Source organism: Hyphomicrobium sp. 1Nfss2.1 (genome assembly GCF_965243865.1).
Classification (GTDB): Bacteria; Pseudomonadota; Alphaproteobacteria; order Rhizobiales; family Hyphomicrobiaceae; genus Hyphomicrobium_A.
Map to the genome: position 1 here is coordinate 661,402 of NZ_OZ251603.1, position 21,009 is coordinate 682,410.

Consider the following 21,009-nt stretch of genomic DNA (forward strand, 5'->3'; position numbering starts at 1 on the left):
GGCAACAACAACGGAAGTAATTCTTGGGTGCGTTGCAGCAATATCGCGGCACTGTGGGCTTTGTGCCCGCTTGGACTTCGCTAAACTGCAACAAACAAGTATTCCAGCAGATACCCATCATTAGTCTTCCGATTGAAGACCAGGGCCGGTGTCTGCTACGGGTCCGCTCTCCTTTCTCTCCCCCGTGAGGCCCAAGAATGATTCCGCGCTACAGCCGCCCCGAGATGGTTTCGATCTGGGACGCTGAAACCCGCTTCCGCATCTGGTTCGAGATCGAGGCTCACGCCGCCACGGCAATGGCCGAGCTCGGGGTGATCCCGCACCACGCCGCCAAGAAGATCTGGGACAAGGGCCGCCACGCGAAGTTCGACATCGAGCGCATCGACGAAATCGAACGCGAGACCAAGCACGACGTCATCGCCTTCCTCACCCACCTCGCCGAAATCGTCGGTCCCGAAGCGCGCTTCGTGCACCAGGGCATGACCTCGTCCGACGTGCTCGATACCTGCCTCAACGTGCAGATGAAGCGCGCCGCCGACCTGTTGATCGCCGATGTCGATGCCCTGCTCGCCGCATTGAAGCGCCGCGCCCTTGAGCACAAGACGACACCGAGCATCGGCCGCAGCCACGGCATACATGCCGAGCCCGTCACGTTCGGCCTGAAGCTCGCCTACGCCTACGCCGAGTTCGACCGCGCACGCCAGCGCCTCATCGCCGCCCGCGACGAGATCTCGACCTGCGCCCTCTCCGGCGCCGTTGGCACCTTCGCCAACATCGATCCGCGCATCGAGGTGTACGTCGCCGAGAAGATGGGCCTGAAGCCGGAGCCCGTCTCCACGCAGGTTATCCCGCGCGACCGCCACGCCATGTACTTCGCCACCCTTGCCGTGGTCGCTTCGTCGATGGAGCGTCTGGCCATCGAGATCCGGCATCTGCAGCGCACCGAGGTTCTGGAAGCCGAGGAGTTCTTCTCCGCCGGCCAGAAGGGCTCCTCTGCCATGCCGCACAAGCGCAACCCGGTGCTCACCGAGAACCTCACCGGCCTCGCCCGCATGGTGCGCGCCTACGCGCTCCCCGCCATGGAGAACGTCGCCCTCTGGCACGAGCGCGACATCTCCCATTCCTCCGTCGAGCGCATGATCGGCCCCGACGCCACCGTGACGCTAGACTTTGCACTCACGCGCCTCACCGGCGTCATCGACAAGCTCGTCGTCTACCCCGAGAACATGCAGAAGAACCTCGACAAGCTCGGCGGCCTGCATAACTCGCAGCGCGTGCTGCTTGCCTTGACGCAAGCCGGCGCCTCTCGCGAGGACGCCTATCGCCTTGTCCAGCGCAACGCGATGAAGACGTGGCTCGAGGGCAAGGACTTCCTCGCCGAGCTCAAGGCCGACAAGGACGTGACCGACAAGCTCTCCGCGGCCGAACTCGAGGCGATGTTCGACCTCGGCTACCACTTCAAGCACGTCGATACGATCTTCAACCGCGTGTTCGGCGAGGCCTGATCGCAACCCGCATGAATTCCACCGCCAGCCGCGCGGTCGGCTATGCCTGCGCCGCCACCGGCGCCGCCTTCTTTTCCACCAAGGCGATTTTCGTGAAGCTCGCCTTCACGGAGCAGGTGGATGCATCGCTGATGCTCGCTTACCGGATGCTGTTTGCAACGCCCGTGTTCGTTGCCATCGGCATCTGGGCCTACGCCCAGCGCCGCGCCAAGGGACTGCCCCCGCCTGAAGCATCGAGCGTCATCTGGGCGGTGCTCGTCGGCTTCCTCGGCTTCTATGTGGCCTCCGCCTTCGACTTCGCCGGCCTGCAATACATCAACGCCGGGCTGGAACGGCTGGTGCTGTTCACCTACCCGCTGTTCGTGATGTTCATCGGCGCGGCCCTTTACCGCCAGCCCATCACCGCGTTTGGCATCGCTGCAGCGCTCGTCACCTACGCCGGGCTTGCGATCGTGTTCATCACCGACCTGCCGACAGGCGGCCACGACACCGTCATCGGCATGTTGCTGGTGCTCGGCGCCGCCATCTCGTTCGCCTGGCACCAGATCCTCGCCAAGCGCTGCATCGTACCGCTCGGCCCCGTGCTCTTCACCAGCATCGCACTTTCATCAGCGGGAATCTTCTGCGTCGCCCACCATCTCATCTTCGGCGGCGGCAACTTCGCTGCCAGCCCGCGCTTCCTCTGGCTCTCGTTCGGCTGCGCCATGGTAGCGACTGTTTTGCCGACCTTCCTGATCAACGCCGGGCTCTCACGCACGTCCCCACAAGCCGTGTCGATGATCGCGACGCTCTCACCCATCGTCACCATAGGGCTCGCCATCCAGCTCCTTGGCGAGCCGTTCACTCTGCCCGATGCGATCGGCTCCGCGCTCGTGCTTGCCGGCGTCGGCGTCTTCACCTGGGGTGACTCGCGCAGCAAGACACTCCCTACGCCACCCGATCCCGAGGTCGACTCCGCCGCAGCGGAAATCCGGCCGACCTAGCGCCCCCCGCACAAGCTCTCACAGGGCACCCCATCCTTATCGCGATCGAGCGCGCGCACCCCGCACGTCGTCAGATAGAACCGCGCTTCCGCACAGCTCTGCATCTCGCCGCACTTGCGCTTGCCCGCGCATATGAATGACTGCGTCTCCTCCGCCCCGTCAGGCACGCCATCGCTCTTGGGGAGCGGGGCCGTCATCCCCGGCAGCGTCGGCCCGCGGCGGCGCAGGTATTCATCCATCGTCTTCCCGCACACGTTCTCGCATGGGATGCCGTCGTTATCGGCGTCCCGCGCGCCTTCGCCACAAGCCGACAGATGATAATAGGCTTCCGCGCAGTTCATCATTTGACCGCACAGCTTCTCGGCGCAATCAAACGCGTGCGCCGGCATCACCACCACAAGGCTCAGCAAGAGAACGGCAATGCGTGTGGCGTGTGGAGGCATGGCGCGAGCTGCGGATGCGGAAAGCACCATAGGTAACAGCGAACCGCGACGAAGCATGCGATCCATTAGCGGTTTTGGTTTAATCTGCCGCTCCGGGGACCAGCCATGCTGACCGTGCTGAAAATGATAGAACCTGCCTTCAGGCGCCGGCTCGCGATCACCGCTGCGGCCCTCGCCGCCTACTGTCTCGGCACCAACATCCCGCTACCCGGGATAGACCCAGCCGCCCTCGCGCAGGTCGCCAACCAGGACCCCGAGACGATCACCCATCTTTCGGTCTTCGCCATCGGCATCATGCCTCTGCTCAACGCTATGATTCTCTTCGAGGCGGCAAAGTTGCTGCTCCCCGCCATCCGCCGCTGGGAAGCCGCTACACCCCGCAACGTTTACCGCATGTGGTACGCGCTCGTCGGCCTTTCGCTGCTCCTCGCCGTACTCCAGGCGGGCGGCCTCGCAACCGCGCTGGAGGACATAGGTGGCCTCGTCATAGAGCCGGGGCACGCTTTCCGCACCACCGCCATCGCCACTCTCGTCGCTGGCTCGATCGTGACCATCTCCCTGATGATCGTCATCGACACCGCCGGCACCGGGTTCGGTCTTTGGTGGCTGTTCCTGGCCAACGGGCTGATCCAATTGCCGCGCACCTCGGCCGTCCTCGCCGTCGCTACGTCGAGCGGCGAATACGCTGCCGGATCTCTCTTGCTCGCGCTCGCCTTCACCGCGCTTGCCATCGCCGCGGTGGTCAATCTGGTTCTTGCCGCCCGGGCCGCACCCGCAACGGTACACGCCACCCTGTGGACCCCGATTATCGCTCTCACGGCGATCACACCCGCGATGTTCACGCTCGGGCTCTTCGCCACCTGGAGCCTCGACCGCGCCACCGACATCGCTCTACCGGGGAGCGTCCCGTGGTATGTAGCTCTGGCGGTCGTAGTAGCGCTTGTCGTCTGGCTCTACCGCCGCTCTTACGCTGCTGCAGGCATTGGCTTCCCAATCCCCTCAGCACCGATCATCGCCAGCCTCGCGGCCATCGTCATTGGAGGCGCACTGCTCGAGCAGTATTTCGCCGTCGTCCAGCCGCTTGGCGGCACGCAGCTCATCATCGCCGCCGTCGTGGGGGCCTCGATGTTGATCGAGTGGAGAAAAAGCGCGCAACCGGAAGAGCAAGCGCAGCAGTCTGCGTGAGCTAGCGCTGCGCTACCGAACAGGAAATCAGTCTTCCGGACGGAACAGATAGCTGGCGCGCAGCGTCACGAGCGACAGGTTGGCGTTTCCTGTGACCGCCGCAGGATCGCCGATCGGAATGCCAATCAGGCAAAGATCGCACGAGGCTGCTGTCGAGAGATCGAGGTCGACATACTGATAGTCGATGCCGACGATAAAGCTCGGATGCCAAGCGTATTCGACGCCACCGCCGATCGTCCAGCCATCGACAAAATCCGATGTGGAAGCCGAGGAAAAAACACCATTGGAGTTAAACCCGGAAGCAGAGAGAGTGGCATTGCCGCCCGCCCAGCCGCCTTTGACGTAGACCATCGTGCGGTCCCACGTGTAGCCAATGCGCGGCTCCACGAACAGCAGCCAGTCGATTTCCGTCTTGAAGGTATCTGTGGAAACAACCGGGCTCGTCGATTGATTGAGCCCCATGCCTATGAACGAGGCTTCAAGGCCAAAGATCCAGTTGCCCATCTGGATGTTGCCGCCACCGAACACGCCGCCCTGGAAACTGCTCGGCGAAAAGCTCGCGCCACCAGGGGCGTCGAACTCGCTGTAGTTCTCATCCCAGCTGATGTCGCTCCACACGCCACCGACCTTGCCGCCGATGTACATGCCGCTCCAGTCGGTCACGCACTGGCAGTCCGTCATCGGCGTGCCCGGAACCCAGCGCCCTGGCTGTCCCGGCTGCCATGCATCGGCCTGAGCCTGCTGTGCCCCCAGAACCAGCGACCCGGCCGCCACCGCGGCCAGCACCAGTTGTTCCATCAGCTTTGGCTTGCGCATGCATCACCGCAGAATCGATTTTTTCCCTCTTGCTCTTCTAAGGTGAGTCGCCATTTGCGCATAACTTGTCCGCACGATTTCCACGCGCGACCAACACGAGGCATGCATGAAAACAGCAGACGTCGACATCCTCACCGTGCCGGGCTGGCTCGACTCGGGCCCCGACCACTGGCAGTCCCGCTGGGAGCGCAACCTCGCCACCGCAAAGCGCATCGCACAGGATGACTGGCACGCGCCGGACAAGAACGCGTGGGTGTCGAACATCGTCTCGGCTGTCGGCAACGCGACGCGGCCCGCCGTGCTCGTTGCGCATAGCCTCGGCGTCATTGCCGTCGCCTATGCCGCGCCCCAGCTGCAAGGCAAAGTCGTCGGCGCATTCCTCGTCGCCCCCGCCGATGTGGACAACTCATCCGCTTGGCCGCCCAATCAGGGACACGCCTGGCCCGCCGACAGCTTCGGCTTTGCGCCGGTGCCGATGCACCCTCTCGGTTTTCCTGCGCTGGTCCTCGCCGCCGCCGACGATCCCTTTTGCGCGCAGGACCGCGCCCGGGCGTTTGCCGACGCCTGGGGAGCGGGTTTCGTCGATGTCGGACAGGCCGGCCATATTGCCGACCATTCTGGACACGGACCCTGGCCGGACGGATTGCTCCGCTTCGGTAAGTTCCTCGCCGGCCTCAGCGCCTGAGGGCCCGCGTTAGCGCGAGCCTTCGATCTCGCCGACCGCCTTGGCCAGACACTCAGCCATCTGGGCACGGATGTCGGCGTCCGGAATGCTCACGCCAGCTGCAGCGAAGTCGCTGTGAATCTTACGAAAAACGTCCTCATCGCCCTTCTCCTGAAGGTCGGCCTTGAGGACCGAGCGGACGTAATCTTCCAGCGCCGCGCCCATGATTCCCAGCTTCGCTGCGGCCCACTCCGCCAGCAGCTTGTTCCGCCGAGCCTCAGCCCGGAACTTAAGGTCTTGATCCAGCGCGAATTTCTTCTCGAAACCCTTCTCGCGATCGTCAAACGTGGTCATTCGTCTCTCCACCTGAGCATGTCGCCGCAGGGCCTCACCCCATAGCAGAAAAGGTTGCAGCTCCCGCCATGAAAACTGCGGCCGCCGGAGCCATAACCCGGCCCCTTGCGGCATTCAATGACCAGTTCCAATCCGTTAGCGACACTTGCGACCTTTCCCATCCTTAAGATTGTTTCCAGGGATGGGTTCGGCTAGTGTCCCCCTGGGTGTCCGACCATCCTAGCCGTCTCCCCATCTTCGGCACCTGCAGACAAGAAAAAACAGCAAATACAACAGCTTATATCTTGCCGGCAGGTCGGCTCGATCGTCGCACAGCATAGAATTTCAAGTCGAAGGACAAAGGCTCAAATGAACAGGCGTCGTCGCATCTATGAGGGCAAGGCCAAGGTGCTTTACGAAGGCCCCGAGCCCGGCACGCTCATCCAGCATTTCAAGGATGACGCCACTGCGTTCAACGCCAAGAAGCACGCGCTCATCGAAGGCAAGGGCGTGCTCAACAACCGCATCTCCGAATACGTCTTCCAGCGCCTCGGTGAGATCGGCGTCCCGACGCACTTCATGCGCCGCCTCAACATGCGCGAGCAGCTGATCCGCGAAGTCGAAATCGTTCCGCTCGAAGTCGTCGTGCGTAACGTCGCCGCCGGCTCTCTTGCAACGCGCCTCGGCCTCGAGGAAGGCATGCAGCTGCCGCGTTCGATCATCGAGTTCTACTACAAGGACGACGCACTCGGCGATCCGATGGTCTCCGAGGAGCACATCACCGCGTTCGGCTGGGCGACGCCCCAAGAGATCGACGAGATCATGCAGCTCGCGCTGCGCATCAACGACTTCCTCGTCGGCCTCTTCCTCGGCATCGGCATCCGCCTCGTCGACTTCAAGATCGAGTTCGGCCGCCTTTGGGACAACGAGCAGATGCGCATCGTCCTCGCCGACGAGATCAGCCCCGACTGCTGCCGTCTGTGGGACATCGCCACGTCCGACAAGCTCGACAAGGACCGCTTCCGCCGCGACCTCGGTGGTCTTCTCGAGGCCTACCAGGAAGTGGCGCGCCGCCTCGGCGTCTTCACCGGCAACCGCCCGGCCAAGGGCCTCGGCCCTGTGCTGGTCGCGTCCAACCCGTCCGCCAACGGCAAACCCAACTAGGCAGCAGGCAATGGGCAGTCGGAGTGATCTGGCTCTACTGCCCACTGCCTCACTGCCCACTGCCATCGCGAAGCGATCCATGAAAGCCCGCATCCGCATCACGCTCAAGAACGGCGTCCTCGATCCGCAGGGGAAGGCCATCCAGAACGCGCTCGCCGCGCTCGGTATCGGTGGCGTCGACGACGTCCGCCAAGGCAAGTACATCGAGGTCCAGCTTTCCGAGACCGACGAGGCCCGCGCCAAGGAAACGGTCGAGCGTATGTGCAAGGACCTGCTCGCCAACTCCGTCATCGAGAACTACAGCTACGAGCTGGCCGCCTGAGATGCGTTTGCGGCGCCCCGCAGTATGGCTGGCCGGACTGATCCTGCCGGCCGCTGCGATCGCCCAGAGCAATCTGACCAGCAATCTGACCAGCAATCCGAGCAATCCACCCGACATCGACTGCTCGCTCGGCTTCGAGGCGCTGCGTGCCGCCGTTCAGGCGCTGCCCAGCGCCCAGACCGGCGAAGGCAGCGGCTTTGAAGTCGTCATGGTTTCGCGCCCCGATGTGTGGCGTGCCGAAATCTCGATCACGACCAGCTGGCATCCTGCCTACCCCGCTGTCACCATGCGAACCTTCCGCAAACAGGTGACCGGCGTGTGGACCGCTCAGAGCAAGTCTTGCGGATACGGCGACCAGAGCCAGTTCGCCGCTCTTGTCGAACAGATGAAGGCCGGCGATAAGTCGCTCACCGACGCTTCCCGCGCAGCCGTCGACCGCGCCAAGGCCAGTAAATCACCCCTCGCGCCCCCGAACTGACGTGACCACCAGGTAGAGCCCAAATGCTACGCGCTTCCGTCATCGTCTTCCCCGGCTCCAACTGCGACCGCGACGTGCAGGTGGCCATCGAGAAGATCACCGGCTTCCCCGTGAAGATGGTCTGGCACGGCGATGCCTCGGTGCCGGCCTCCGACCTGATCGTACTGCCGGGCGGCTTCTCGTACGGCGACTACCTGCGCTGCGGCGCCATGGCCGCCCATTCGCCCATCATGCGCGACGTCATCGCCAAGGCGAAGGCCGGCACGCCCGTGCTCGGCATCTGCAATGGCTTCCAAGTCCTGTGCGAGTCGGGGCTCCTCCCCGGCGTCCTGATGCGCAACGCCTCGCTCAAGTTCATCTGCCGTGACGTCACGCTGCGTGTCGACAACGCCAAGACCTTCTTCACCAACTGCTACCGCAAGGACCAGATCGTCCGCCTGCCGGTCGCGCACGCAGAAGGCAACTACTTCGCCGACACAGAGACGCTCGACCGCCTCGAGGGCGAGGGCCGCGTCGTGTTCCGCTATTGCGATGAAGCCGGCGAAGCAACGCCCGAGGCAAACCCCAACGGCGCCCAGCGCAACATTGCCGGCATCTGCAGCGAGAACGGCCGCGTTGTCGGCCTGATGCCGCATCCCGAGCGCCTGTTCGAATTGCCGTTGGGCGGAGCCGACGGCCGCCGCATGTTCGAAAGCGCCTTGGTCAGCGCCCTCGAGCCAATGGTCTAAGGCTTCAAGCCCGGGGGCTCAGCCCGCCGCACCCTTGCCGCGACCCGAAGCCGGCGATGGGATGGCGGCAACTTCCGCCGCTTCGATCGCGCTCTTGCGTGTGCCGATGCCATAGAGGCCGGCAAGCAGGGCAGCGAGCAACATGGTCGTCCTGGTCGCGGACATTGCACTTCTGTCTCTGAAATCGCCCGCCCTGCACGAAAGCGGGCTCAAAAAAGAAACGCGCCGAACCGAAGCCCGACGCGCCCTTGCCACCTCATCTAGAAGGCGGCTCGTCTACCCGCTGCTTCTTACCGTGCGACAGGCGTGTAAGCCGTCTGCTGCATCGTCTCGACCGACATCGCGGTGGCAGCCGGACCGCAGTAGAAGGCCAGCTCCTTGCCTTCGCCGGTGTCGAAGGACACGCGCTGTCCGGCCTTCACTGCAGCACGGAAGCGCGTCGGCATGATTTCGACGACACCCGCGCCCGTCGGCTCTTCCCCGACGACCAGCGTGAGTTGGCAGATGCCCGAAACGGGTTCGAAGTAGCCGATCGCGTGCTTGCTTCCGACGTGGACGCTGACGGCGTGCATCGGCTTGAATGTCTTTTGCTCCTCGCTTGCGGTGGCACCCTGAACGGTGAGTGCGGTGAACCCTGCAAGCATGGCGGCAACAATAGTGCCCTTCTTGATCGCGGACATGCTCCAGCTCCTTTTGCTGCGAGAGAAGGCCGACGGGTTGGCAACTAGGGAGAACGCCCCGTCAGCGACAAGGACATAGTTAAGCTCCGGAGCGGGCGACGAAAATGCAGAATGGTGCATCGCAGCAATGATCCCGGCGCAGCGCGCAACTGTCGCGGGTAGTCGCCTGAGCCTACCCCACCGGGTAGCCAGCCGCAGTTTGCCTCCCACGTGCAACGAAGCAATTGCGCAGCATCTTCCGGCCTTTTCCGTGCGCCGAGTCTGTCAATGATTGCTCCGTGCGCACATCAACGCAGCCCACGCCGCACCACCCCCGCTTGAGCGATGTCATTGCACCGTCGCATGGCTGGCGGTTGCCTCGATCCCCTCGGCCCGCTGCGCCACACCTGCAGGGCGACAACGCCGAGCGTCGCGGCTATAAGCGCTGGCATCTGCCCCCTCAGAATCGCTCCTGAGCCATCACACGAGCCAGCAGAAGCCCCGCGCATGGATGCAAAGACCGAGAGCATGTCCGCCAGCACCGCCTCCACAGAATTCACAATCACCCCGGAGATCGTCGCTGAGCACGGCCTCAAACCGGACGAATACAAGCGCCTTCTGAAAATCCTCGGCCGCGAGCCGAGCTACACCGAGCTCGGCATCTTCTCGGTCATGTGGTCCGAGCACTGCTCTTACAAATCATCGCGTGTCTGGCTGCGCACTTTGCCCACGACCGGCAAGCAGGTGATCCAGGGCCCCGGCGAGAACGCCGGCGTGGTCGACCTGGGTGATGGCGACGCCGTCGTCTTCAAAATGGAAAGCCACAACCACCCGAGCTACATCGAGCCCTATCAGGGCGCGGCCACCGGCGTGGGCGGCATCATGCGCGACGTCTTCACCATGGGCGCGCGCCCCGTCGCTAACCTCAACGCCCTGCGCTTCGGCGCCCCCGACCACCCCAAGACGCGCCACCTCGTCGACGGCGTCGTCGCCGGCATCGGCGGTTATGGCAATTGCGTCGGCGTGCCGACCGTCGGCGGCGAGACCAACTTCGACGCGGGCTACAACAACAACATCCTCGTCAACGCCATGTGCGCCGGCCTCGCCCGCGCCGACAAGATCTTCTACTCGGCCGCCAAGGGCGTCGGCCTGCCCGTCGTCTACGTCGGCTCCAAGACCGGCCGCGACGGCATCCACGGCGCCACCATGGCCTCCGCCGAGTTCGACGATAAATCCGACGAGAAGCGCCCCACCGTTCAGGTCGGCGATCCATTCACCGAGAAGCTGCTCATCGAGGCCTGCCTCGAGCTGATGGAGAAGGACGTCATCATCGCCATCCAGGACATGGGCGCCGCCGGCCTTACGTCCTCCTCGTGCGAGATGGCCGACAAGGGCGGCGTCGGCATCACGCTGAACCTGGACCACGTGCCCCAGCGCGAAGCGGCCATGACCGCCTACGAGATGATGCTCTCGGAAAGCCAGGAGCGAATGCTGATTGTGCTGAAGCCCGGCTCGGAAGCCGAGGCCGAGGCTATCTTCCACAAATGGGGGCTCGACTTCGCCATTGTCGGCGAGACCACCGACACCGGCCGCATGATCGTCACCCACCACGGCAAGGTCGAAGCCGACATCCCGGTGACGACGCTTGCCAACTCCGCGCCCGTCTATGAGCGCCCCTGGTACCCGACGACGCCGCCCAAGATGATTCTGCCCGAGTGGGTCCCGGCGCCGAACGCCATGCTCGATACCCTGAAGACGCTGATGGGCGGCCCCGCCCTCGCCTCGCGTCGCTGGATCTGGGAGCAGTACGATCACATGGTCATGGGCGACACCGTGCAGCGCCCCGGCGGCGATGCCGCCGTCGTGCGCGTCCACGGAACGCAGAAGGGTCTAGCGCTCGCTTGCGACGTCACCCCGCGCTACGTCGCTGCCGATCCCGCCATGGGCACCAAGCAAGCTGTCGTCGAAACCTGGCGCAACCTCACCGCCGTCGGCGCTGATCCGCTCGCCATCACCGACAACATGAACTTCGCCAACCCCGAGCGCCCCGAAGTCATGGGCCAGTTCGTCGGCTCGGTGAAAGGCATGGCCGAAGCCTGCCGCGTGCTCGACTATCCCGTCGTCTCCGGCAACGTCTCGCTCTACAACGAGACCAACGGCGTCGGCATTCCTCCCACCCCCGCCATCGGTGGCGTCGGCCTCATCCCCGACGTCGCGCACATGGCCGACATCAAGCTGAAGCGCGAGAGCGATCTGCTGATTGTCATTGGCCGCGAAGCCGGGCACCTCGGCCAGTCGCTCTATCAGGAGCTGGCGACCGGCAAGTTCGAGGGCGCCCCGCCCCCCGTCGACCTCGCCGACGAGATTAAGGCCGGCCGTCTCGTGCGCGCTCTGATCCGCGAAGGCAAGGTTTCCACCGTGCACGACGTGTCCGATGGTGGCCTGCTCGTCGCCATCGCCGAGATGGCCCTCGCCGGTAACATGGGCGCCGACATCTTCGCCTACGAAGGGCGCTTGCCGGCCCACGCCATCTGGTTCGGCGAGGATCAGGGGCGCTACGTAGTGGCCGTCGACCCGATGCTGGCCGAGCAGGTGCTGGAACGCGCCCGCCTGCTCGCTCTCCCAGCCCGCATCGTGGCCCGCACCGGCGGCGACACCATCGCCCTCAAGGGCGAGCAACCGCTGACCCTGGCCGACCTGCGCGCCGCCAACGAAGGCTGGCTCCCCGCCTTTATGGCCGGCCCGCACTGATCATCGTTTCGAGGGGCGCTCTGGGCCTCAAGCTGTCGGAAAACCTACAAATCCGACAGTCAAGTTGTTCGTTGGGCTCGCCGAAAAATCAGCTTATGCTTTCGCTGAGACAGCTTTTCTAGGAGGTGCGCACATGGCTATGGATTCCGGTGAGATCGAGCGACTGATCAAAGCCAAGTTCCCCAATGCGCAGATTGAGATCCGGGACCTTGCCGGCGACGGCGACCACTATGCAGCCCACGTCGTAGCCCCTGAATTCGTGGGTAAAACGCGCGTACAGCAGCATCAGATGGTTTACGAAGCCCTCGGCGGCCGCATGGGTGGTGCCCTGCACGCCCTCGCGCTCACGACCGCAGCGCCCTGAGCAAAAGCCCTATCTCAAAGCCCATCGATCCTGCGGGGCCCCAGCGGCCGGTTGACCCGGCCTCACCGCTCCGATTGACTTTGCCGCGCGGCGGCACACATTTCGCAACAGACTTCGCATTAGAAGACTTCGCATCAGACATGAATGCCGGCACGCGCCGGCAAGAGGCCGAACACGGAAGGACGCCACATGACCACCCCCCAGCAGGACGTACAGGACTGGATCCGCAACACGCTCGCAACGAACGACGTCGTCCTGTTCATGAAGGGTAACAAGAACATGCCCCAGTGCGGATTTTCCGCTCAGGTCGACCATATTCTTCGTCTGCTCGGCGTCGACTTCAAAGACATCAACGTCCTGCAGGACCTCTCGATCCGCGAGGGCATCAAGTCGTTCTCGAACTGGCCGACCATCCCGCAGCTCTACGTCAAGGGTGAGTTCGTCGGCGGCTGCGACATCATCCGCGAGATGCTCGAGGCTGGCGAGCTGACCGCCCTCTTCGATGAGAAGGGCGTCGCCTACGACAAGAGCAAGATCGCCGTCGCCTGAGCCAGCACGCGCGGCCGCACATCGGCAGCCGGTCCGGCAAGAGTGAGATGATATAAGGGCGCCTCCGGGCGCCCTTTGCTTTATACGGGCGCGTATCAGCTGTCAGCGCTGGAGCTACACCGCATGCAGAAGCACCGGATCTACACAACGAGCTTCGCAAGCATCTATCCGCACTACGTCGCCAAGGCCGAAAGGAAAGGCCGCACGAAGGCGGAGGTCGACCGGATCATCGCCTGGCTGACCGGCTACGATCACAAAGGATTGGAGCGGATCCTGAATGACAAGACCGATTTCGAAACCTTCTTTGCCAAGGCGCCCAAGCTCAATCCGGCTCGCGCATTGATCAAGGGCGTCGTCTGCGGCGTGCGCGTAGAGGAAGTCGAAGAGCCCACCATGCGCGAGATCCGCTACCTTGATAAGCTCGTCGATGAGCTTGCGCGCGGAAAGGCGCTCGACACGATATTGCGCACCAACTGACGAAAGCGCCCACGACGTATCAGCAGCGGGGAGACCACTTCATGCTACGCGTTTATGGCCACCCGCTCGCGTCGTTCTATTGGAAGGTGCTGATCGCCCTTTACGAGCGCGCCGTCCCCTTTGAATTCCTGATGGTCGATGGCGAGCATCCCGAGAACGCACAAGCCATTGCCCGCCTCTCTCCCACCGGCCAATTTCCCGTGCTCGTCGAGGCAGACCGCGTGGTGGTCGAATCCGCCGCGATCATCGAATACCTCGATCTTAATCACGGCACCGCCGCGCCCATGGTTCCAGCCGATCGCAACACCGCCATCGAGGCGCGGCAGATGGACGGCATCTTCGATGACTACGTGTCCGCGCCGCTGACACGCATGGTCCTCAACGCCATCCGCCCGCCGGACAAGCGCGATCCGCACGCCGACGGTGAGGCGCAGGCTCTTCTCGACAAGAGCTACGCCTGGCTCGACCGCTGGATGACCGGACGAACATGGGCCGCCAACGATGAATTCGGCATCGCCGACTGCTCGGCAGGCCCGGCACTCTATTACGCGCACTGGGGCTATCCGATCCCCGAGAAGCACGCCGCGCTGCGGGGCTATCGCGCGCGGTTGCTCGCCCGCCCTTCGATCGCCCGCGCCATCGACGAGGCCGGGCCATGGCTCCAGTATTTCCCGCTCAAGGATCGCGGCACGCCGGACTGAGCAGCAATAGCGCCTCGGCCCTAGTTTTGCCGCGCCGCGTGCATTGAGTGGTCCCCACGCGGACGTTTATGATCCGCCGCGACGTAACCTGAGGATCACTCGCCCATGCGGCTCGGCGGCCGGCGCTTCCTGTTGAGCTTTGCCATCATCGCCGCCGCGGTGTGCCTCGCGCTCGGCATCTCGCTGCCCATCCTCAAACTCACCAAATTCATCTTCTGGACCAGCGAGTATTCGCTGCTGTCCACCGTCGGCGTGCTGCTCCGCCAGGGCCAGACGTTCCTCGGCCTCGTCGTGCTCATTTTCTCGATCGTCTTCCCGGTCGTGAAGCTGCTCTACCTGCTGCTGGTCTCCACGCTTCCCGCCGCCGAGCTGCGCCGCCATGCCATGCGCCTCAAGACCATCGAGTGGATCGGCAAATGGTCGATGCACGACGTGCTGGTGCTGGCGTTGACGATCTTCTTCCTCAAGAGCCAGGGCGTCTACGACGCTGCGAGCCTCCCCGCCGTCTACTTCTTCACCACCGCCGTTGCGCTGATGATCTTGTCCTACGCTTGGCTGAAAACGGACTTCGCGGCCACGGCGGAGATCATGGCGGTCGAGCCGCGCATCCCGCGCCAGCTCTCGGTCGTCCGCAACTTCCTTTTGAGCTTCCTGATTATCCTGGCGACGGTGTTCTTCGCCCTCGGCGTCATCCTGCCGGTGATCCGCTTCACCACCGTCTACGTGTGGACCAACGAGCATTCGATCGCGACCATCATCTGGGCCCTGTGGGAGAGCGAGGAATATTTCCTCTGCACCGTCGTGTTCGCCGTGTCGGTGTTCTTCCCGTTCCTGAAGCTGTTCTACCTGCTGACGCTCGTGACTTCGCCGGACCTCTCGCCTGAGTTCCGCCGCCGCTCGTTTTCGACCATGGAATGGCTTGGCCGCTACTCGATGACCGACGTCATGGTGCTGGCGCTGATGATCTTCTACGTGAACTCTTCCGGCTACACCGAGGCGGTGGTGATGCCCGGCGTCTACTTCTTCGCCGCCTCCGCCATCATCACCATGCTGGCTTATGGCTGGGCCAACACCGTGCCGCCCATACGCCCCGCGCCTGCGAAAGCCGATGGCAGCCCCGCCGAGAATGCCTCATCCGGGGGTCAGGTCGTGACCATGCCAACCAACCCCGGTCGCCGTCACCGTCCAACGGGCAGCGATGGCGCGTTCCACTCCCCGGTCGCCGACCCCGAACCGCTCTGACAAGCGCCCTTGGCGCAAGCGCACGCACAAAAAACAAAGGCCCCCGCGAACGGAGGCCTTTGAGAAATTCGATTCGGTCTGAACCCGATTAGCGCGAGTAGAACTCGACCACCAGGTTCGGTTCCATGTGCACCGGGTACGGCACGTCCGACAGCGTCGGCACGCGCACGAACTTGGCGCTGAGGCGGCCGTGATCAGCCTCGATGTAATCCGGCACGTCGCGCTCGGGGCTCTTGATGGCCTCGAGGACGAGCGGCATCTGGCGCGACTTCTCACGTACCTCGATCACGTCGCCCGGCTTGCAGCGATAGCTCGAAACCGTCACGCGGCGGCCGTTGACCGTCACGTGGCCATGGCTGACGAACTGGCGGGCGGCGAACACGGTCGGCACGAACTTGGCGCGATAGACCACGGCGTCGAGGCGGCGCTCGAGCAGGCCGATCACGTGCTCGGAGGTCGAGCCCTTGAGGCGCGAGGCTTCCACATAGATGCTATGGAACTGGCGCTCGTTGAGATTGGCGTAGTAGCCCTTCAGCTTCTGCTTCGCCTTCAGCTGCTGGCCGTAGTCGGACAGCTTCTGCATGCGGCGCTCGCCATGTTGGCCAGGGCGCGATTCGCGCTTGTTGAGCGGGCTCTTCGGACGGCCCCAGATGTTTTCACCGAGGCGACGATCGATCTTGTACTTGGCGCGAAGGCGCTTGGTCATTGTAACAGCACTCCAGCGGTTGCTTGTTGCGGAGCGCCCCCTCCTCTGCAGCGAGCGCCTAAGCCCTCGAAGCCGACAGGCCGCGCCGCTCAACACGGGGCCGCCACAGGTGCGCAACTAAAACGCGGGCCATTAACTTTTGGCCCGCGCAGAGGATGGCTAGATAGCGGGTGTCAGCGGCCGCGTCAACCAAGGCCACCGCTTTCCGGCTTTTAGGGCTTACTTCGTCTGGGCGGCAGGCGTCGTGCCGGTCGCAGCGGGGGCAGTGCTGGAGGCCAGCGCCGGGCCCGACTTCACGTAGGCGGCGATCAGCTCCTTCACCTTTTCCTTCTGCTCGGCCGTGCAGGTCTGGGCAGCCTTCTGGGCTTCCTCGGCCACAACGACTTCCTTCGCGTCGCCCTTCACATCGTCTGGCTTCTCGACCAGCTTGATGCGCCCGGTCAGCAGCATCACCACGGTGAGATGCAGCTGGTTGATGTAAACCATCTGCTGGGGCGACCACTTCTTCGACTGCGACTGGCGGCGCATCAGCGAGCTGTGATTATCGCCCTGTTCCTGGGCCAGGCCGCACACCTGGGCATGCGCCGACAGGCGGCCTGCGCGGATCACCTCACGGGCTACGTCCAGCGGCACCATGACGTCGTCGCGCTTGGTCTTGTCGATCAGGATCGTTTCGCCATTGGGCCTGGTGAAGCGCTCGGGCGTCAGCGTCCAGGCGTACTCCATGAACGTACGCGTCGCCTTCTCGCTCAGCTCCTGCGCACCGGCGGGCGTCGCCGAAAAACTGGCAACGGCCATGACAACCGCGCACGCCCAACCGCTCCCCGCCCATTTCATGATCCACATCTCCTGAAACCGTCCCTGTGTTATATTGTTACTATTGGCTCTGGCCGCGTCAGTCGGGTGCGCGCTGGAGCTTTAAACAGCCCATCGGGAGCGGCATCGCTCGGCTTTAAACTTGGCCAGATCATGGCAGCTAGGATGACGGCTTGCGGGCATTTCCCTTGCCCTTAACGAGCGTTGCAACAATACCACGGAGTGTGCGGACTTCCTGCTCGGTAGCCCCCATTCGGGAAAACATGGTGCGCACATTCCGCACCACGGTTGCACGCTTATGCGACGGATTAAAGAAGCCCATTCGCTCCAATTCCCCTTCGAGATGCTCGAAGAATCCAATCAGCTCCTCTTTGGTAGCGAGCCGGTCGGCGCCCATGTACAGCCCCGATTCGAGCGGCTTCTCATAGGTAGTGACCCGGCCGAGACTCTGCCCCTCGGACCCCCGCATCCACTCATAGCCGAGGATCAGCACCGCCTGGGCGAGGTTGAGAGAAGCGAAACGAGAATTTACCGGGATCATGATGAGTGCGTCGGCATTGGCAACCTCGGTTGTCTCCAACCCCGACCGCTCCCGCCCGAACAGCACCCCGCACCGCTCCCCCTGGGCGATTCGCCGGCGCATCTCCGCAACCGCTTCGAGCGGCGTCATGACCGGCTTGCGCAGATCCCGCTGCCGCGCCGTGGTCGCGGCCAGCCAGTTCACGTCGCCAATTGCCGTTTCCAGGGATGGGAACGCCCGTGCGTCATCGATGACGTAGTTCGCCCCCGATGCCGCGATGCGCGCCTTCTCATTCGGCCAGCCGTCGCGTGGATTGATCAGCCTGAGGTCGTCGAGGCCGAAATTCGCCATGGCGCGTGCCACCATGCCGACGTTGTCGGCAAGCTGCGGCTCCATCAGCACGATCGACGGCGTCTCGCCTGCCCCGGCGAATGCACTTCCCGAGATGTTCGCCCGTCTGATCCCGTGCCGCAGCTTGCGCAACACCCGCCGCGCCCAGAACCAGTATTCCTCGCCCGCCCACGACTTCTCCAGCGCCGCGATGGACGGCGCGGCCAGCGTACCCTCACCCTGACCCCGAAGCCGCACCGCACCATCGGCGATGACGATTTCCTCGTGTCGGGCGATGAAGTCGTCGAAGCTTGTGATCCCCAGCGCTTCCGTCCGGCGCTTGCACCCAGGGCACGTGAGTTCCTCGACCCGGCAGCGCTCCTCCGCGCAGTAGGTCAGCAGCGGCTCCAGCGCCTCGCGGTCCAAACCGGCAATGCCGAGCTCTTCCAGCCCGACGTCGATCGTCCGCTCATGACAGGCACGCACCACCTCGGCCACAGGCCGTCCGGTGGCGCCGACGCACGGCGCCCTCAGGCCATCTACCAATTCGCTATTGATCTCGATTTGCGCCGTCACGGCTTCCAGGGCCTTCACATGCGTTGCCGCCGATGACCCCACCCCATAGCAGACCCGCGCACAGCAACAAGCCGGACGCCACTAGTTGACGCTCCCGCCCCATCCGCCTGTCGCACAACTTGTTGCGACGCAACATCGTGGCTAATGTGCTCAGCGAGATAGCCCACCCACGCCAAGGGAACCCGATGCAGAAGATCAAGGTAACCGGAACCGTCGTCGAACTGGACGGCGACGAGATGACTCGCATCATCTGGAAGCTCATCAAGGACAAGCTGGTCCTTCCGTATATCGATCTCCCCATCGAGTACTACGACCTCTCGGTCGAGAACCGCGACGCCACCAACGACCAGGTCACCATCGACGCCGCGAACGCCATCAAGAAGCACGGCGTCGGCGTCAAGTGCGCGACCATCACGCCCGATGAGGCGCGCGTCAAAGAGTTCAACCTGAAGGAAATGTGGAAGAGCCCCAACGGCACCATCCGCAACATCCTCGGCGGCGTCATCTTCCGCGAGCCCATCATCTGCAAGAACGTGCCGCGCCTCGTTCCCGGCTGGACACAGCCCATCGTCATCGGCCGCCACGCCTACGGCGATCAGTATCGCGCCACCGACTTCCGCTTCCCCGGCAAGGGCACGCTGACGATCAAGTTCGTCGGCGAGGACGGCGCCGTGATCGAGAAGGAAGTGTTCAAGTCGCCGGGCTCGGGCGTCGCCATGGCGATGTACAATCTCGATGACTCCATCCGCGAGTTCGCACGCGCCACCTTCAACTACGCGCTCAACCGCAACTACCCCGCCTATCTCTCCACCAAGAACACCATCCTCAAAGCCTACGACGGCCGCTTCAAGGATCTGTTCCAGGAAGTGTTCGACGCCGAATTCAAGGCGGAGTTCGACAAGCGCAAGCTCTGGTACGAGCACCGCCTCATCGACGACATGGTCGCTTCGGCGCTGAAGTGGTCGGGCGGCTACGTCTGGGCCTGCAAGAACTACGATGGCGACGTGCAGTCCGACATCGTCGCCCAAGGCTTCGGCTCGCTCGGCCTGATGACCAGCGTGCTCATGACACCGGACGGCAAGACCGTAGAGGCCGAAGCGGCCCACGGCACCGTCACACGCCACTACCGCGAGCATCAGAAGGGTAAGGAGACGTCCACCAACTCCATCGCCTCGATCTTCGCCTGGACGCGCGCCCTCGCCCACCGCGCCAAGCTCGACGACAACAAAGCGCTGGCGGATTTCGCCGCCGCGCTGGAGCGCGTATGCATCCGCACCGTCGAGTCGGGCTGCATGACCAAGGATCTGGCGCTTCTCGTCGGCGACAAACAGAAGTGGCTGTCGACGAACGGTTTCCTCGACAAGATCGACGAGAACCTGCAAATCGAGATGGCTAAGGCCGCTTGAGACTGAGCGCCGGCGGAGCACATGGCTCCGCCGATTGCTCGTGCGTCATCCAACCAGCCAATAGACCGCTCCGAACAAAGTCGCAGCAAAAGCGAGCGCCACGGGGATCAGCGCTACCTCAGCCCACGCTTGCCATGCCGGCATCGGCCCGGTGTAGGTCTGAAACGGCTCTGACTCGAACCGGCGCAGCGACAGCGGCACCTCGACTGTGTGCCGCACCGTCGTGTGATGAATGGCAAGCGGGATGCCGAAGAACATCAGCCCCAAGACCGTTACCATCATCAGGTCGAGATTGGTCCCATCCGGCGCCGCAAACGCGAACCACGCGACGAACAGCATCCATGCAAACGCACCGAAAATGCTGAGGTAGACGGCGCTCGGAAATTCCTGCCCGGGTATCTCGATGCCGGGCTGGACACCCGGCGGCAGGGCCGGGTGTGTTTCTGGCGCGGATGCAATAGCTGCTTGCGCGATTTCGGACGTGCTGTCGGACATGCCGCCACCTCCATGAGGTTTATCAGCACCTGTCCCTCGGCCCCTAGCGATCATATAGGGACGCCTTCAGCCCCCGCGAGGGGCTGCGGTCGAAAATCGCCTGTTGGCCGGCCTGAAAGATCAGCCAGAAAGATCAGATTGATTGATCGCGCCCGAGGCCGGCCAACGCCTTGGGCGTCACTCGGCCCGCAGGCGCAGCGCCGCAACGCCGACCGCGATATTGAGCCCCTCTTGCCCCGACACGCTCAGCGGCTGCAGTGCAATCGAGTTGTGCGACCCGCCCAGCAACGCATTGGCGCCGACGCCCAGCCCCACGGTCGCCTCGGCGGAGACGCCGCCGTACTTCCCGGCAAGCGCCCCCGGCGCGAGATCCCGCGTCGGCGCAAACACGGTCCAGACGATCTTGACTCTGTCGGTGAAGCCGAGGTCGATGCCGAACTTGTCGATCGAGCCGAAGTAGTGCTCGATGCTGCGCGGACCCTTGAACGTGCACTCGAGATCCTTGCTCGATCCGAACACGAAGCCGATGCCCCCTGACACCTGACACGTCAGCACGCCAATCTCGACGTGCGCCGCTTGCGACGGCAGTACGATGGCGAACGCGGCTGCAATGCTTGCGGCGATGCGTGTCGTGGTCTTCTTGGCGATGGCCGATCGCATGATGTCTTGTCCTGTTTGATTACGGATGCCTTTTCGCCTTCCTAGCACGGCTCGCCTTTTATCCAGCCGCCGCGGTCAGCAAAGCCCCGGCATGGTGAATTCTAAACCCTCCTCCCGCCATGTCAGCGCCGCTTTG

Annotated in this window: 25 protein-coding genes; 15 read left to right on the top strand and 10 right to left on the bottom strand. The window is 63.7% G+C overall.

What is annotated here, in order from left to right; all coding sequences use genetic code 11:
* Positions 1-197: 197 nt before the first annotated feature.
* Positions 198-1,505 carry an adenylosuccinate lyase gene (gene purB / locus ACP15D_RS03275; protein ID WP_424956140.1) on the top strand — a complete coding sequence of 436 codons (1,308 nt, stop codon included), beginning with the start codon at positions 198-200 and terminating at the stop codon, positions 1,503-1,505.
* 11 nt (positions 1,506-1,516) lie between these two features.
* A complete protein-coding gene (locus ACP15D_RS03280) occupies positions 1,517-2,488 on the top strand; it encodes a DMT family transporter (RefSeq protein WP_424956141.1) in 972 nt (323 codons plus the stop codon).
* Here ACP15D_RS03280 and ACP15D_RS03285 read toward each other — a convergent pair.
* Complete coding sequence (locus tag ACP15D_RS03285) at positions 2,485-2,931, bottom strand: excalibur calcium-binding domain-containing protein (protein ID WP_424956142.1); 447 nt, start codon at positions 2,929-2,931, stop codon at positions 2,485-2,487. The two genes, ACP15D_RS03280 and ACP15D_RS03285, sit on opposite strands and share 4 nt — an antisense overlap.
* A 105-nt stretch (positions 2,932-3,036) precedes the next feature.
* On the opposite strand from ACP15D_RS03285, the gene ACP15D_RS03290 reads away from it, so the two are divergent.
* Complete coding sequence (locus tag ACP15D_RS03290; RefSeq protein ID WP_424956143.1) at positions 3,037-4,116, top strand: hypothetical protein; 1,080 nt, start codon at positions 3,037-3,039, stop codon at positions 4,114-4,116.
* A gap of 27 nt (positions 4,117-4,143) precedes the next feature.
* On the opposite strand, the gene ACP15D_RS03295 is transcribed toward ACP15D_RS03290, so the two are convergent.
* The gene (locus ACP15D_RS03295; RefSeq protein WP_424956144.1) at positions 4,144-4,932 is read right to left on the bottom strand and encodes an outer membrane protein; all 789 of its coding nucleotides are present in this window, start codon (positions 4,930-4,932) and stop codon (positions 4,144-4,146) included.
* 106 nt (positions 4,933-5,038) lie between these two features.
* Between ACP15D_RS03295 and ACP15D_RS03300 the strand changes: the two genes are divergently transcribed.
* Positions 5,039-5,617 carry an RBBP9/YdeN family alpha/beta hydrolase gene (locus ACP15D_RS03300; RefSeq protein ID WP_424956145.1) on the top strand — a complete coding sequence of 193 codons (579 nt, stop codon included), beginning with the start codon at positions 5,039-5,041 and terminating at the stop codon, positions 5,615-5,617.
* A gap of 9 nt (positions 5,618-5,626) precedes the next feature.
* Here the strand turns inward: ACP15D_RS03300 and ACP15D_RS03305 are convergent, their stop codons facing one another.
* Positions 5,627-5,950: a DUF1476 domain-containing protein gene (locus ACP15D_RS03305; RefSeq protein ID WP_424956146.1), complete on the bottom strand. Its 324-nt coding sequence runs from the start codon at positions 5,948-5,950 to the stop codon at positions 5,627-5,629.
* A 348-nt stretch (positions 5,951-6,298) separates the two neighbouring features.
* Between ACP15D_RS03305 and purC the strand changes: the two genes are divergently transcribed.
* The 4 genes from purC to purQ all read left to right on the top strand — a co-directional run bounded on the left by purC (position 6,299) and on the right by purQ (position 8,621).
* Positions 6,299-7,093 (top strand): phosphoribosylaminoimidazolesuccinocarboxamide synthase, encoded by a 795-nt coding sequence (gene purC / locus ACP15D_RS03310; RefSeq protein WP_424956147.1) that lies wholly within the window; start codon positions 6,299-6,301, stop codon positions 7,091-7,093.
* Positions 7,094-7,172: 79 nt separating this feature from the next.
* Positions 7,173-7,415, top strand: coding sequence for a phosphoribosylformylglycinamidine synthase subunit PurS (gene purS, locus ACP15D_RS03315; protein WP_072373604.1), 243 nt, complete (start codon positions 7,173-7,175; stop codon positions 7,413-7,415).
* A gap of 1 nt (position 7,416) precedes the next feature.
* On the top strand, positions 7,417-7,893 hold the full coding sequence (locus ACP15D_RS03320; RefSeq protein ID WP_424956148.1) for a hypothetical protein: 477 nt from the start codon (positions 7,417-7,419) through the stop codon (positions 7,891-7,893).
* Between the two features lie 23 nt (positions 7,894-7,916).
* On the top strand, positions 7,917-8,621 hold the full coding sequence (purQ, locus tag ACP15D_RS03325) for a phosphoribosylformylglycinamidine synthase subunit PurQ (RefSeq protein WP_072373610.1): 705 nt from the start codon (positions 7,917-7,919) through the stop codon (positions 8,619-8,621).
* An 18-nt stretch (positions 8,622-8,639) separates the two neighbouring features.
* Here the strand turns inward: purQ and ACP15D_RS03330 are convergent, their stop codons facing one another.
* Both ACP15D_RS03330 and ACP15D_RS03335 read right to left on the bottom strand, forming a co-directional pair.
* On the bottom strand, positions 8,640-8,786 hold the full coding sequence (locus ACP15D_RS03330) for a hypothetical protein (protein ID WP_424956149.1): 147 nt from the start codon (positions 8,784-8,786) through the stop codon (positions 8,640-8,642).
* A 125-nt stretch (positions 8,787-8,911) separates the two neighbouring features.
* Positions 8,912-9,301 (bottom strand): hypothetical protein, encoded by a 390-nt coding sequence (locus tag ACP15D_RS03335; protein ID WP_424956150.1) that lies wholly within the window; start codon positions 9,299-9,301, stop codon positions 8,912-8,914.
* Positions 9,302-9,787: 486 nt separating this feature from the next.
* Here ACP15D_RS03335 and purL point away from each other — a divergent pair, with 486 nt between their 5' ends.
* The 6 genes from purL to ACP15D_RS03365 all read left to right on the top strand — a co-directional run bounded on the left by purL (position 9,788) and on the right by ACP15D_RS03365 (position 15,364).
* Positions 9,788-12,031 (top strand): phosphoribosylformylglycinamidine synthase subunit PurL, encoded by a 2,244-nt coding sequence (purL, locus tag ACP15D_RS03340; protein WP_424956151.1) that lies wholly within the window; start codon positions 9,788-9,790, stop codon positions 12,029-12,031.
* 133 nt (positions 12,032-12,164) lie between these two features.
* A complete protein-coding gene (locus ACP15D_RS03345) occupies positions 12,165-12,395 on the top strand; it encodes a BolA family protein (protein ID WP_424956152.1) in 231 nt (76 codons plus the stop codon).
* Between the two features lie 189 nt (positions 12,396-12,584).
* On the top strand, positions 12,585-12,944 hold the full coding sequence (gene grxD / locus ACP15D_RS03350) for a Grx4 family monothiol glutaredoxin (protein WP_424956153.1): 360 nt from the start codon (positions 12,585-12,587) through the stop codon (positions 12,942-12,944).
* A gap of 123 nt (positions 12,945-13,067) precedes the next feature.
* Entirely contained in the window at positions 13,068-13,421 is a 354-nt protein-coding gene (locus tag ACP15D_RS03355; RefSeq protein WP_424956154.1) for a DUF2200 domain-containing protein, read from the top strand.
* Positions 13,422-13,462: 41 nt separating this feature from the next.
* Complete coding sequence (locus ACP15D_RS03360) at positions 13,463-14,122, top strand: glutathione S-transferase family protein (RefSeq protein ID WP_424956155.1); 660 nt, start codon at positions 13,463-13,465, stop codon at positions 14,120-14,122.
* Positions 14,123-14,227: 105 nt separating this feature from the next.
* Positions 14,228-15,364, top strand: a complete 1,137-nt coding sequence (locus ACP15D_RS03365; protein ID WP_424956156.1) for a paraquat-inducible protein A — start codon at positions 14,228-14,230, stop codon at positions 15,362-15,364.
* A gap of 88 nt (positions 15,365-15,452) precedes the next feature.
* Here ACP15D_RS03365 and rpsD read toward each other — a convergent pair whose 3' ends face one another.
* The 3 genes from rpsD to ACP15D_RS03380 form a co-directional block, all read right to left on the bottom strand.
* Complete coding sequence (gene rpsD, locus ACP15D_RS03370) at positions 15,453-16,070, bottom strand: 30S ribosomal protein S4 (protein WP_424956157.1); 618 nt, start codon at positions 16,068-16,070, stop codon at positions 15,453-15,455.
* 219 nt (positions 16,071-16,289) lie between these two features.
* Positions 16,290-16,907, bottom strand: coding sequence for a hypothetical protein (locus ACP15D_RS03375; RefSeq protein ID WP_424956158.1), 618 nt, complete (start codon positions 16,905-16,907; stop codon positions 16,290-16,292).
* 139 nt (positions 16,908-17,046) lie between these two features.
* Entirely contained in the window at positions 17,047-18,234 is a 1,188-nt protein-coding gene (locus ACP15D_RS03380) for an RNA methyltransferase (protein ID WP_424956159.1), read from the bottom strand.
* Positions 18,235-18,497: 263 nt separating this feature from the next.
* On the opposite strand from ACP15D_RS03380, the gene ACP15D_RS03385 reads away from it, so the two are divergent.
* A complete protein-coding gene (locus tag ACP15D_RS03385) occupies positions 18,498-19,718 on the top strand; it encodes an NADP-dependent isocitrate dehydrogenase (protein ID WP_424956160.1) in 1,221 nt (406 codons plus the stop codon).
* A 45-nt stretch (positions 19,719-19,763) separates the two neighbouring features.
* Here ACP15D_RS03385 and ACP15D_RS03390 read toward each other — a convergent pair whose 3' ends face one another.
* Entirely contained in the window at positions 19,764-20,213 is a 450-nt protein-coding gene (locus tag ACP15D_RS03390) for a hypothetical protein (RefSeq protein WP_424956161.1), read from the bottom strand.
* A gap of 177 nt (positions 20,214-20,390) precedes the next feature.
* Entirely contained in the window at positions 20,391-20,873 is a 483-nt protein-coding gene (locus ACP15D_RS03395; protein WP_424956162.1) for a DUF992 domain-containing protein, read from the bottom strand.
* Positions 20,874-21,009: the final 136 nt, after the last annotated feature.

Excerpts from the sequence above, each read along its gene's own strand:
- purB (WP_424956140.1), top strand. The coding sequence starts at position 198 with ATGATTCCGCGCTACAGCCGCCCCGAGATGGTTTCGATCTGGGACGCT.
- ACP15D_RS03280 (WP_424956141.1), top strand. The coding sequence starts at position 1,517 with ATGAATTCCACCGCCAGCCGCGCGGTCGGCTATGCCTGCGCCGCCACC.
- ACP15D_RS03285 (WP_424956142.1), bottom strand. The coding sequence starts at position 2,931 with ATGCCTCCACACGCCACACGCATTGCCGTTCTCTTGCTGAGCCTTGTG.
- ACP15D_RS03290 (WP_424956143.1), top strand. The coding sequence starts at position 3,037 with ATGCTGACCGTGCTGAAAATGATAGAACCTGCCTTCAGGCGCCGGCTC.
- ACP15D_RS03295 (WP_424956144.1), bottom strand. The coding sequence starts at position 4,932 with ATGCGCAAGCCAAAGCTGATGGAACAACTGGTGCTGGCCGCGGTGGCG.
- ACP15D_RS03300 (WP_424956145.1), top strand. The coding sequence starts at position 5,039 with ATGAAAACAGCAGACGTCGACATCCTCACCGTGCCGGGCTGGCTCGAC.
- ACP15D_RS03305 (WP_424956146.1), bottom strand. The coding sequence starts at position 5,950 with ATGACCACGTTTGACGATCGCGAGAAGGGTTTCGAGAAGAAATTCGCG.
- purC (WP_424956147.1), top strand. The coding sequence starts at position 6,299 with ATGAACAGGCGTCGTCGCATCTATGAGGGCAAGGCCAAGGTGCTTTAC.
- purS (WP_072373604.1), top strand. The coding sequence starts at position 7,173 with ATGAAAGCCCGCATCCGCATCACGCTCAAGAACGGCGTCCTCGATCCG.
- ACP15D_RS03320 (WP_424956148.1), top strand. The coding sequence starts at position 7,417 with ATGCGTTTGCGGCGCCCCGCAGTATGGCTGGCCGGACTGATCCTGCCG.
- purQ (WP_072373610.1), top strand. The coding sequence starts at position 7,917 with ATGCTACGCGCTTCCGTCATCGTCTTCCCCGGCTCCAACTGCGACCGC.
- ACP15D_RS03330 (WP_424956149.1), bottom strand. The coding sequence starts at position 8,786 with ATGTCCGCGACCAGGACGACCATGTTGCTCGCTGCCCTGCTTGCCGGC.
- ACP15D_RS03335 (WP_424956150.1), bottom strand. The coding sequence starts at position 9,301 with ATGTCCGCGATCAAGAAGGGCACTATTGTTGCCGCCATGCTTGCAGGG.
- purL (WP_424956151.1), top strand. The coding sequence starts at position 9,788 with ATGGATGCAAAGACCGAGAGCATGTCCGCCAGCACCGCCTCCACAGAA.
- ACP15D_RS03345 (WP_424956152.1), top strand. The coding sequence starts at position 12,165 with ATGGCTATGGATTCCGGTGAGATCGAGCGACTGATCAAAGCCAAGTTC.
- grxD (WP_424956153.1), top strand. The coding sequence starts at position 12,585 with ATGACCACCCCCCAGCAGGACGTACAGGACTGGATCCGCAACACGCTC.
- ACP15D_RS03355 (WP_424956154.1), top strand. The coding sequence starts at position 13,068 with ATGCAGAAGCACCGGATCTACACAACGAGCTTCGCAAGCATCTATCCG.
- ACP15D_RS03360 (WP_424956155.1), top strand. The coding sequence starts at position 13,463 with ATGCTACGCGTTTATGGCCACCCGCTCGCGTCGTTCTATTGGAAGGTG.
- ACP15D_RS03365 (WP_424956156.1), top strand. The coding sequence starts at position 14,228 with ATGCGGCTCGGCGGCCGGCGCTTCCTGTTGAGCTTTGCCATCATCGCC.
- rpsD (WP_424956157.1), bottom strand. The coding sequence starts at position 16,070 with ATGACCAAGCGCCTTCGCGCCAAGTACAAGATCGATCGTCGCCTCGGT.
- ACP15D_RS03375 (WP_424956158.1), bottom strand. The coding sequence starts at position 16,907 with ATGAAATGGGCGGGGAGCGGTTGGGCGTGCGCGGTTGTCATGGCCGTT.
- ACP15D_RS03385 (WP_424956160.1), top strand. The coding sequence starts at position 18,498 with ATGCAGAAGATCAAGGTAACCGGAACCGTCGTCGAACTGGACGGCGAC.
- ACP15D_RS03390 (WP_424956161.1), bottom strand. The coding sequence starts at position 20,213 with ATGTCCGACAGCACGTCCGAAATCGCGCAAGCAGCTATTGCATCCGCG.
- ACP15D_RS03395 (WP_424956162.1), bottom strand. The coding sequence starts at position 20,873 with ATGCGATCGGCCATCGCCAAGAAGACCACGACACGCATCGCCGCAAGC.